Source organism: Mycobacterium gordonae (assembly GCF_001417955.2).
GTDB classification, from domain to species: domain Bacteria; phylum Actinomycetota; class Actinomycetes; order Mycobacteriales; family Mycobacteriaceae; genus Mycobacterium; species Mycobacterium gordonae_B.
This window is the reverse complement of the sequence record NZ_LKTM01000052.1, coordinates 1-10,118: the sequence shown is the minus strand read 5'-3', so window position 1 is coordinate 10,118 and position 10,118 is coordinate 1. Positions and strand designations below refer to the sequence as shown.

At 63.2% G+C, this 10,118-nt stretch carries 7 protein-coding genes and 1 pseudogene; 5 read left to right on the top strand and 3 right to left on the bottom strand.

The features are described from left to right. A pseudogene (locus AO501_RS36935) lies at window positions 1–1,574 on the top strand (PE family protein); the annotation flags it as partial. 321 nt (window positions 1,575–1,895) lie between these two features. On the opposite strand, the gene AO501_RS07470 reads toward AO501_RS36935, so the two are convergent. Then, the gene (locus AO501_RS07470; RefSeq protein WP_156452379.1) at window positions 1,896–2,258 is read right to left on the bottom strand and encodes a hypothetical protein; all 363 of its coding nucleotides are present in this window, start codon (window positions 2,256–2,258) and stop codon (window positions 1,896–1,898) included. Window positions 2,259–2,511: 253 nt separating this feature from the next. Between AO501_RS07470 and AO501_RS07465 the strand changes: the two genes are divergently transcribed. Genes AO501_RS07465 through AO501_RS07455 form a run of 3 tightly spaced genes read left to right on the top strand, consistent with a single transcriptional unit; the run spans window position 2,512 to window position 5,941 of the window. Further along, complete coding sequence (locus AO501_RS07465) at window positions 2,512–4,359, top strand: AAA family ATPase (protein ID WP_055577124.1); 1,848 nt, start codon at window positions 2,512–2,514, stop codon at window positions 4,357–4,359. Then, the gene (locus AO501_RS07460) at window positions 4,356–5,699 is read left to right on the top strand and encodes a 5-methylcytosine restriction system specificity protein McrC (RefSeq protein ID WP_055577123.1); all 1,344 of its coding nucleotides are present in this window, start codon (window positions 4,356–4,358) and stop codon (window positions 5,697–5,699) included. The genes AO501_RS07465 and AO501_RS07460 overlap by 4 nt, the downstream gene beginning before the upstream one ends. A gap of 59 nt (window positions 5,700–5,758) precedes the next feature. Continuing rightward, window positions 5,759–5,941, top strand: a complete 183-nt coding sequence (locus AO501_RS07455) for a YegP family protein (RefSeq protein WP_055577122.1) — start codon at window positions 5,759–5,761, stop codon at window positions 5,939–5,941. A gap of 516 nt (window positions 5,942–6,457) precedes the next feature. Here the strand turns inward: AO501_RS07455 and AO501_RS07450 are convergent. Further along, window positions 6,458–8,161 (bottom strand): serine/threonine-protein kinase, encoded by a 1,704-nt coding sequence (locus AO501_RS07450; protein ID WP_082658452.1) that lies wholly within the window; start codon window positions 8,159–8,161, stop codon window positions 6,458–6,460. Between the two features lie 384 nt (window positions 8,162–8,545). Beyond that, complete coding sequence (locus tag AO501_RS07445) at window positions 8,546–8,893, bottom strand: hypothetical protein (protein WP_156452378.1); 348 nt, start codon at window positions 8,891–8,893, stop codon at window positions 8,546–8,548. 782 nt (window positions 8,894–9,675) lie between these two features. Between AO501_RS07445 and AO501_RS35120 the strand changes: the two genes are divergently transcribed. Then, window positions 9,676–10,050, top strand: a complete 375-nt coding sequence (locus AO501_RS35120; RefSeq protein ID WP_231752377.1) for a uracil-DNA glycosylase family protein — start codon at window positions 9,676–9,678, stop codon at window positions 10,048–10,050. Window positions 10,051–10,118 lie beyond the last annotated feature (68 nt).

The window sequence follows — 10,118 nt, the reverse complement described above, 5'->3', positions numbered from 1 at the left end:
GGCTAGGCTCTCCGTTCGGTCAAGTGGGGGCCACCGGGGCCGGTGGCGCCGGTGGTGCCGGTGGAGTCGGTGGGGCGAGCCCCATCGGTGTTGGTGGAACCGGAGGTACTGGCGGCAATGGGTACGCCGGCGGCAACGGGTTCACCAGCGGTGCCGGCGGTGTGGGCGGCGATGGAGGCATGGGGGTGACCGGCGGCACTGGAGGCGATGGAGGTGCGGCCCTCGAGGCTGGACCCGGCAACGCTGTCGGCGGCAACGGCGGTGCCGGCGGCAGAGGTGTGATCGGCGGCGTCGGAGGGGCCGGCGGCACGGCGGTGACCCAGGGCGGCGGGACAGCTTATGGAGGTGCCGGCGGAGCTGGCGGCCTTGGCAGCGGCCAGAACATTCCCGGCTACGGCGGTATCGGGGGCGACGCCTACGCCTACGGAAGCGGAGACGCCCTTGGCGGTGCCGGAGGACTAGGGAAGACCGGTGGTATCGGCGGGGCTGGTTATACCTACGGAAGCGGGAACGCATCAGGTGGAACGGGAGGGTCGGGTAACGGCGAACTCGTCGGGGGTGCGAACTCGGGTGTCGGCGGCAAGGGCGGCGCCGCCTACGCCCATGGCAGTGGAAACGCAGGCGGCGGCCAGGGCGGTACCGGCGGAGGCACAGGTGGTATGGGCGGGACCGGCTCGACCTTTGGGCAGGGAACCGCGACTGGCGGGATCGGCGGTACCGGCAACAATTTCGCTAACGGCGACGGGGGGGATGCCATCGCATACGGCAGCGGAAATGCCCGCGGCGGCAACGCCACTGGCGGTGCGGACGGCGGAGATGCCTATAACTACGGAACCGGTAATGCCACGGGTGGCAATGGCGGTGACGGTGGCGGCAGGGGCGGCGGTGATGGCGGAAATGCGTTCGTCGCTAAAGACAGCTCAATGACCTCTGGCGGTCCGGGCAACGCCATCGGAGGAAACGGCGGCAGCGGCTCCTTTAACGGCGGGAAGGGTGGCAGCGGGTACGCCGCCGGTGCTGGTGACGCGACCGGCGGCAACGGCGGCAACGCTAGAGTCGCGGGCGCCGGCGGTGAGGCACGCAACTTCGGAACGGGCAACGCCACCGGTGGTACCGGCGGTAACGGCACCACCGTTTTCAGCGCTGGCAATGGCGGCAACGGAGGGAATGCCTACGTCGCTACGGACGGATCATTCACCTCCGGCGGTCCCGGCAACGCCATCGGCGGTGCGGGCGGTACGGGCACCAATATCGGCGGCAACGGGGGTGACGCAATCACCGCAGGCACCGGCAACGCCCACGGGGGCGCAGGCGGCGCGGGTGTCAATGGCCTAACAGGCAGCAACGGAGGGTCCGGCGGTACGGGGACTGCCTTCGGAGGGGGAAAGGGTGTCGGTGGCGACGGCGGCAACGGCGGCAACGGCGCGACCGGCAGAGGCGGCGATGGTGGCGACGGCGGCAACGCCGCTGCCCTTGACCTGATCAATGCCACTGCCGGTAAGGGCGGTACCCGCGGCATCGGCGCACCAGATGGGCTGCCCGGCGCTGACGGGACAGCATCGACAGTCCCCTGACGACTATCGGCACCCAGCCACGTGGCCGATCCAGCAAATCGGACGGGCGCCATCGCATATAGAAGCGGCACCATGCGCACCCGCGCAACGCGATAGAGGGAGGGAACGGTGCTCGGCGAGCAGCCAGAGCCGAGGCCGACGACGTGCTGGCCGCTGAACGCATCACGAATGCCGAGGCTTCGTTTCCGGCGCGGGCGAAAGGTTTGCCCCCCGACCCCTCCCCTCGGACTCATTGGTCAGCCGCCACCCAAGCCATCAAATCCAGACCAGTGTCGCGGAATGATGCGAACCCTCGCTCGTACAGAGAAGCGGTGGTTCGTGTCACGTCTTGGGCACGCGGATCGTCTTGTGCTGGTACCGCTTCAGGGAGGGCAATTCGTAGTTCAGGTCTGCGGCGCCTTTGGGAGTGAAGGGCTTAGTGCCATCAAGTCTCTGCGCGAGCTTCTCCGCCTGAGAACGACCTCCCGTGATTCCGCGCTCATGGCTGACTTCACGCAACACTGAGCCGTCTCGGCGTATCAGCCAGAAGCGACCCTCGTCAGAAGCAATCACCGCGACCTTTCGCGTGCCCTTCCAATCGTTGTTAGTGACTGCCCACAACCGCAGGGCGTCGAAATCATCGGACTCCGCGAATGCCGGGCATGTGGCAACTGCTCCGTGATCCTCGTATAACCGGTATGTCACCAACGCGTACTTTCCTTCGCATCGTCTGTGGTGTCTGTCAACTCGTGCCTACACGAGTCAACTTGCGGCAGCAAGCAATCCGACGAAAGGCGCCAGGATGACCAGAAGCCGGCCCCGGCGCACTGCGCTGGCGCGCGCCGACCCCAAGCCGCCGGTGCAGCTCATGTGCGGGCGCACGTAGCGCCTCGCAGTGCCCAGAGCCAGGGCCGATCATCGGATCTCGGCGTCGGGCGGCGTGATTACACTTCAGGCTGTGGCGCGGTTTATCGGTTCGGGGTTCAGTCGCGTCAAAACCGATGCCCTGATCGATGAGTGGAAAAACGCGTGCCTCCTGGAATCGGGGTCGCTGATCTTTCCCGATCGCAGCGTTTGGACAATCGAGAACCTACAGGACTTCCGGGAGCGCTTGATTGAGAACCCGCTGCAGGGTGCTGATCAGAGCTTCGGTCAGAAGTTGGCGCTGCAACTGGAAACCGCTGATGAAGAAATCCGTTGGCTGGTCGTTGAACTCGTCGCCATCTATTTGCTGTTCGTGCGCGAAGCCATCGGCACCCCGGCAAAGCGCGCCATGCTCAAGTCGATAGTTGCGCCGCTGGGTGAGGAGCTGCCGCCAGGGTGGCAGAAGATCTCGGAGGCGATGAGCGAGGGCATCGGCAATCCCGGACCGGGCTACAACCTCACCCGCGACCGCCAGATCGGCTACCTGATCGATTTCTGTCTGCGCTTCAAAGCCATCGGCGAACCGAACGAGCAGCAGCAGCTCCTGACAGACCCGTGGCGGATGCGTGACTTCGCTGACGCTGCGAGCGCCGGGATCGCAGTACGCGAAATGCGACACATCCTGCTGCACCTCTTGTTTCCCGACGAGTTCGAGCGAATATCCAGTCGCACCCATAAGCGCGTGATTGTCGATGCGTTCGCCAACGAATTCTTGACTGGTGACGCTGTCTCCGACGATGTTGATGAGCGGCTGTATGAGATTCGGCAGCGATTAACGGCCACGGGTGCCCAGCCCAGTGGCGGCGATTCGATGTTCGACTTTTATCGGCCGCCGCTGCAATCGATCTGGGATCCCGGTTCGACTCAGTCTGAAGGTGCCAGCGACATTGACCTTCTGGCGTACAAGAAGCAGCTCGTCGTCTTCGGGGCTCCCGGCACGGGCAAGACACACCGGACACGTCAACTGGCTGAACAGATCATTCGGCGGGCAGCCTTGGAAAAGTGGGGTGCAGCAAGGTTTTTCACCGAACAAGCAGCACTTGACGGCTATATTGCGGCGAATGTGCACTGGCTACAACTGCATCCCGGTTACGGCTATGAGGAGTTCATCCGGGGGCTGCGTCTGACACCGGACGGCAGTACAACCTACGTTCCCGGCTACCTGCCGTTGTTGGTCAAGGCGATCAATGCTGTTCCTCCGAAGGACCGGTTGCCGGTGGTTCTTGTTCTCGATGAGATCAACCGCACCGACCTGAGCCGGATGTTCGGTGAAGCATTCAGCCTGCTGGAGAATCGCGACTCAGTTGCGATCCTTCCCGGCGTCAACCGCGACAACGGAGACGATCAGGTAGCGACGCTGGCGCTGCCGTCCAACCTGTTCGTGATCGGCACGATGAACCTGATCGACCAGTCCGTCGAGGAGCTCGACTTCGCGTTACGACGTCGATTCTTCTGGCGCCCAGCAGAATTCGATGCATCAGCAATCGTTGCGGTCAACGCGAACCGCTGGCGCAAACACTCACCCACAAAGTGGGGCTGGGATCGGGCAGTCGACGACATGACTCTCCTCGCTGAGCGAGCGGGGTTGCTTAACCAGGCCATATCGGCCTCGCCGCACCTCGGATCGCAGTACGAGCTCGGCCACACGTACTACTTCGACGCATCGTTCTTCGTCGGCAACTGGCTGCGCGGTCGCAAAACCCTCTCAGGAGGAGGGGTTTTATGGGCCACGAATGGAAAGCCGCGGCCCGGTCTGAACGATCTGTGGACCTACTCATTAGAACCGCTGTTGATGCAGTATCTCGGTGGACTCGAGGCGGATGTCGCTGCCAGTGAGCGTGCACGGTTGAAAGCGGTGCTGTTCAGCGGAACCCTCCCGTGAGTGAACCGGTCATCTTCCAGGACCTCTCACCGCGGACCTCAGCGAATCCCTCCGAAGATGCATGGCTGGCACGTCTAGCCACTCGCCTGCGCGAGCAGGATCACGTCCTGCGGCTCGCCGGGTGGGGGACGCGTGTCGACCACGAGGACGAGGCCGCACTCAGCCGCGGCTCTGACGGAAATTGGTGGGCGGGGCGCTATATCGGCGAGTTGCGATTCGAAGACCGAGAGATCCGCATCGAACCGCGCCTGGGCATCGAAGTGATCGGTGCTTGGCTCGCCCTGGCGCTCAATGTCACAGTGGTGCCCCGTTCAGCAACGTCCGGGACGCGGGCGCCGCTTATCGTGGAAGTAATTGACCGAGTGTGGTCAGCGGCAGTGGCCGACGCAGCTCGGCACGGCACACCCCGATTGCGTCGACTCACCCGCCACGACGAACTATTTATGCGGGGCCGCCTCGATGTCGCCGGCACGTCAAAGCATCGAAGAGCGGGCAGTCCCCTCGTGACGACCGTGCGCCATGACCGCGATCTCGACAACCCGGTCGCACAGGTGATCGTTCTGGCAGATCGAGCGCTGCGGTCGTTGCAGCCGTTCAAACCGACCTGGCGGCCGGCCACGACGGGTAGCGTATTGGCGCAGCTGCGCGGTGTGGTCGGCGCTCGACCGGACCTACCGACCTCCGCGGCGTTGCGCCGCGTGCGATATACCCCCATCAGCCGACGGTTCGAAGGCGTCGCGCAGCTGTCGTACGAAATTGCAAAGCGGCGAGGATATTTGACGTCGGCGAGCGCCGCTGATCTATCCGGCGTCTTGATCGACGTTGCTGAACTCTGGGAGCTGTTCCTGCTGCACGCTGCGCGACGTGCCTTTGGCGCTACCCGCGTGGCTCACGGCACGGCAGAACATCAAGGAACACACTTGTTGCGGTCGCACGCCAAGCCCGAAATTCACATGGGGCGGCTCAAGCCCGACATCGTGGTGCATGACTCTGGTGGGCGAGTATGTGCAGTCATCGACGCCAAGTACAAGCGGCTGCGCTCGTGGTCGGGAAACCCGAGCGGCGTCGACCGGGGCGATCTCTACCAGCTCGCTGCTTACCTCGCCGGACACGACGCCGATCTTGGTGTGCTGGCCTACCCGGCCCACGACCAGGATGACGCCTTGGCCCACTCGGCTGGGCCCTGGGTTACGACAGCTGGGCAAACCGCACGGTTCGAGCGCATCCCTGTAGTCGCAGAACACGCTGCCCAAGCGCTTTCAGCTGTCGCCGCCGGCCGGCCGTCGGCGCGCGACGACCAAACACCGGTGGGAGTACCAACACGTGTGGGGTCGTGGTAGACCTCAATCGAGGGCGGTCCTTTCGGCGGCCCTGCAACCCAACGGCCAGAAGGGTGACCATGGCGGCGAAATTTGAAATCACCAAAGACAAAGCTGGCGAGTATCGCTTTCACCTGAAGGCAGCCAATGGCGAAATTATCGCCGCCAGCCAAGGTTATGAGAGCAAAGCCGGCGCCACAAAAGGGATCGAATCGGTAAAGGCGAACGCTGCGGGCGCTGCAGTTGTCGACCTCACGGAATGAATCTTGAGGCCGGGAATCGCGGATGAAGCCTCGCGGTGACTGGCTCACTGCAACTCGCTTAATGACCTCGCGCCAGCACCGCCGGGGGGGGCCTCCACGCCGGCTGACGCAGCAGGCCGCTAAACTCGCCGTACTCCATTACGCCGACCAGTCGTGGCTGGACCACTGAACAAGCTCGGCGATACCGCCGTGGGGGAGTAGGGCAAAAGTTGCCGCTTCAATCCGCGAAGCTGCTCGTACAGGGTGCGCCCGCCCTTCGCGTGCAGGCCTGAATGCACCGCTCCGCAGTAGGTGAGGCTTCCGCGTTTGTCGTAGGCGGCCGGCGCAAGCGCACCGACAGCCCCTGCGCGGCCGCTGACGCACCCCGCGACTATGAGGTGAGCTTTGCGGCGCACCACTGTCTTGACACCGGACCTCGAGCGGCGGCCCGGCTGGTAGGTCGAATCAGAGCGTTTACCACCACGCCTTTCAACGCAAGATCGCGAGTCACGACGAGCAAGACCTGCCCATCCAGACTCAGCACGTTGGTTTGTACTCTGGGCCAGTACCGGGGACTGAGGTGACATACGCGACTGCCGATTCCAATTCGTAGGGACCGCGGGCGGGTGCGAAAGCAAGGGTTTGAAAAGTTCTTTGTTGACCGGTTTGAACGCAATCCACGACTACATCGGACACAACGGTGCCGGCCGACGTTTTCACCAGTGCTACGACGATCACGTTGAGCGGCCCGTCCCTATCAAGGGTGAGGCGTCCCGTCGCGGATGGGCCAGAGAAGCCGGTGTCGGCCCGGACGGTCGCATCGGTCAAAGCCACCTGTGGTGGATTCACGGTGTCCCACTGCAGCCATTTTCCAAGAATTGTCAGTTGGACTGAGCCGACGGTCTTTCCTTCCGGCACGATAATGCCGGCCAGTCCGTATTCGCCGCCGGGTGGAAGTTGGTAGATGGTGTTGGCCATTGCACCCGGTAGGCCTCCTTGCCCCTCGGTGCCTAACAGCGCACCATTCTCATCGAGAATCGCCAACTCGAACGGGGATCGAACCAATCCCACGTCGGTATTGGGATTTCGGAATCGTACCTCCAAAAAGCGACCAACTTGGGTGAAGCTGACGACAACGTCGTGTGAGGCTCCCGGCACGGCGCTGGCGGACGTCCGCGGGCTGCCAGTATGCGGGGCCATGGTCAGGTTCGAACGGCCACCACTGGGCATTGGTCGTTTGGACTCATCTCGGGGAATTGCGGTGTTGCGCAGAAAAAGCACTAAACAGAGAACGACAACAGTCGCGGTGATCCCGGCAGCCCAAATGACCCGTTTGCCCTTTTGTGACCATCTTGACGGGACTGCAACGTTTTCGGCCGCTCGCGCAGGGGCAGTCGGGGCAGCATAGGTACCTAAAGGCGTGGTGGGTTGGCCCAAAGCGGCTCGTGCGGCAGCGGCGAGTTCTTTGGCGCTCGAGTAGCGCGCATTGGCGTCTTTCGCCATGCCTTTCGCGACTACCTCGTCGAAGGCTGGATTGATGTCTGGTTGGGCAATTGACGGGCGCGGCGGCGGATCGGCGAGATGCGCAGCGGCTTGGCTTTCTAGGGTGTCTCCGGGAAAGGGGCGGTTGCCTGTCAAGCACTCGTAGAGGACGCAGGCTAGCGCATAGATGTCCGCGCGGTGGTCGACTTCACTGCCGCGGAATCGTTCCGGGGCCATGTAATGCCAGGATCCGATCATTGTCCCGGATTGGGTCAAGCTGGTCTGTTCGGCGCCGACGGCGAGACCGAAGTCAATCAGGTAGGCATCATCGTCCTCATCGAGCAATATGTTGGACGGTTTGACGTCGCGGTGCACCAAACCAGCCTTGTGAGCGGCCTGCAGGGCTTTAGCGACCTGCTCGATGATCCGCACCGCCCGCTCGACTGGCAATCGGCCACCGGCAAGGACGGCTTGCAAATCCCGACCCTCGATCAGCCGCATATCCACGTACAGCTGGCCGTCAATCTCGCCGTAGTTGTGGATTGGGATGACGTGCTTGTTACTCAACTGCGCCGCGGTGTCTGCCTCGCGGCGGAACCTTTGAACGAAAGAGTCATTCCCAGCCAAGTGGGCGGGGAGCAGTTTGATTGCGACAACGCGGTTGTTGGCTGCCGAGTCATAGGCGCGCCAGACTTCCCCCATACCGCCACGCCCCAGCAACTCGACAAGGCGGTACCGGCCGAATGGCTTCCCTTCCATCGACCAACCATAAGCAGCCGACCGAAACCTACCTCGCACCAGCCCCGCACCGGTCTCGTGTACTCGACGGCCAACAAGATCCATGCGCTCAGTTGGGATCACCTACGGTAGGCGCGTGCTGAAGTCGTTGGGCTTCCACCTAAGGACGCGGCGCCGGTCGGCCCTGACATGACGCGGCACTCGAGCGGCGTCACCGTGCTGCTTGCCCCTAGCGCCTAGCAGACCAACGCAGCACTGGCAACGAATCAAGTGGACCCGGCCTACTGGAGAGGCTGCGTGTTGTAGTGCCTACGCCAGGCAGTGAACGCGGCGGCCCGCTTGGCGTTGGGGATGGCGAACGCGGAGCTCCTGGCGGGCGCCCATCTCAGTGCGCGCCTCTCGGCGCTACTCGGTGAAGGCGTTGCCGGTGTTGCTACACATCAACCGTGCAGCCGCGACACTAGCCGGTGTGCCGTCACTGTAAATGGATACGATCGCCGCCTTTTGCTTGATTTGCTCATCCCTGTCGAGGATGCACCGGCGTTTCAAGCCGTCGACGTTCTGGAAATCTTTTTGGCTGTAATCAGCGTCGGCGCCCGAACACATGCCCTTGCCAGGCACTCTGAGGTTGTAAACCTGCACGTAGTAGGGCCCGCCCTGGTAGGTGGTGAACCGGCAGTAATAGGTGTTAGCGGGGTCGGCCGAGGCGATACCGCCGCAACTCGTGAACATCAACGCCGTGAGGACTGACATCAGAAACCGCATAGGCGGCCGGTTACCCCAACAGTGCCCTTTTCAAAATCGGGGCGCTGAGAACGCTGATGCTGATCAACGCCGCAACCAATCCGTTGCTGAGGCACCCCTGATCGGCGGCGGCTTCAACGGAGCAGCAGGGACCGGAGCCAACCGCAGTGCCGGCGGAATCGTCTGGGGCAACACTGGTTCCGGCGCCCCGGGCCAAGCGGGCGGTCGCGGCAGGCACGGAATATTCGGCAATGGAGGCATGGGAGCAGCAGGCGGAACCGGAACCGGGGCGACCCCGCACTTGTCGGCGTTCGTTTGGGGCACTGCGGGGGCGGCGGCACCGGTGGGCTGCTATTCGGCAGCGGAGGGGGTAGGACGGGCGGTCGAGGAGACGTTGGCTGGGTCGGCATCACCAGCAATGGGGTGATGGTGGCACCAATGGCGCGGGTGGATCCCGCAGCCAAATCGCGAAGATATGGATATTCGGTCGGTGCGCCGACAACGGTGGTCACGGGGGAGCTGGCGGCGATGGCGGATCTGGCTCATTCCACAGATCAGGAGGCAACTGTGGTCACGGTGGCAACGGCGGCGACGGCGCCGCTATAGGCAGCGGCGGCGCTGGCGGAGCGCGGCGCTGGGGCTCTCGTAGCAAAGTCTTTTCAACGCACAGACCTGTCTGGCGTTTCTCACCATCGACAATGAAGGTCGCGGATCACACACCCCGAGCGCTTCGTCAAGTCAGCAGGGCTCACTCTGTCGGCAGCACCCCGGATCTACCTACACTTCCCATTGTGAATTCCGAAGTTGCGCAGGATGACACCTCTGCCGGCCGACTTTCTCGCAAGCTCGCCCTCGACGAGGACATTAGAACTTGCCGGCGCTGCGAGGGCATGAATATTCCGCGACTCACTGCATCCGCACCCGGCTACGGCAGTTTGAGCTCACCGGTGGCGCTGGTCGGGCAGAGCCTGTGCGAGAAGTGCATGGAAAGCCAGATCCCGTTCACCGGTGGGAGCGGAGATTTGATTGTTGAGAGCATCGAGCGTGCCGGCCAGCGCAAGCGCAGCAACATCTTCATTAGCAATGCGGTGCACTGTCATCCGCCGAAGAATCGTGCGTCCCACGAGTACGAGATCGTGAACTGCTCGCCGCACCTTGGGCCTTGACCCCGGATGGTGGACACGGGATTTGTGTTACGCAGCTTCGGGCAGCGTAGTGGTTGTGTGATTCTTTT

Coding starts and splice junctions, on each gene's coding strand:
- AO501_RS07455 (WP_055577122.1), top strand. CDS start 5,759: ATGGCGGCGAAATTTGAAATCACCAAAGACAAAGCTGGCGAGTATCGC.
- AO501_RS07450 (WP_082658452.1), bottom strand. CDS start 8,161: ATGGAAGGGAAGCCATTCGGCCGGTACCGCCTTGTCGAGTTGCTGGGG.
- AO501_RS07445 (WP_156452378.1), bottom strand. CDS start 8,893: ATGTCAGTCCTCACGGCGTTGATGTTCACGAGTTGCGGCGGTATCGCC.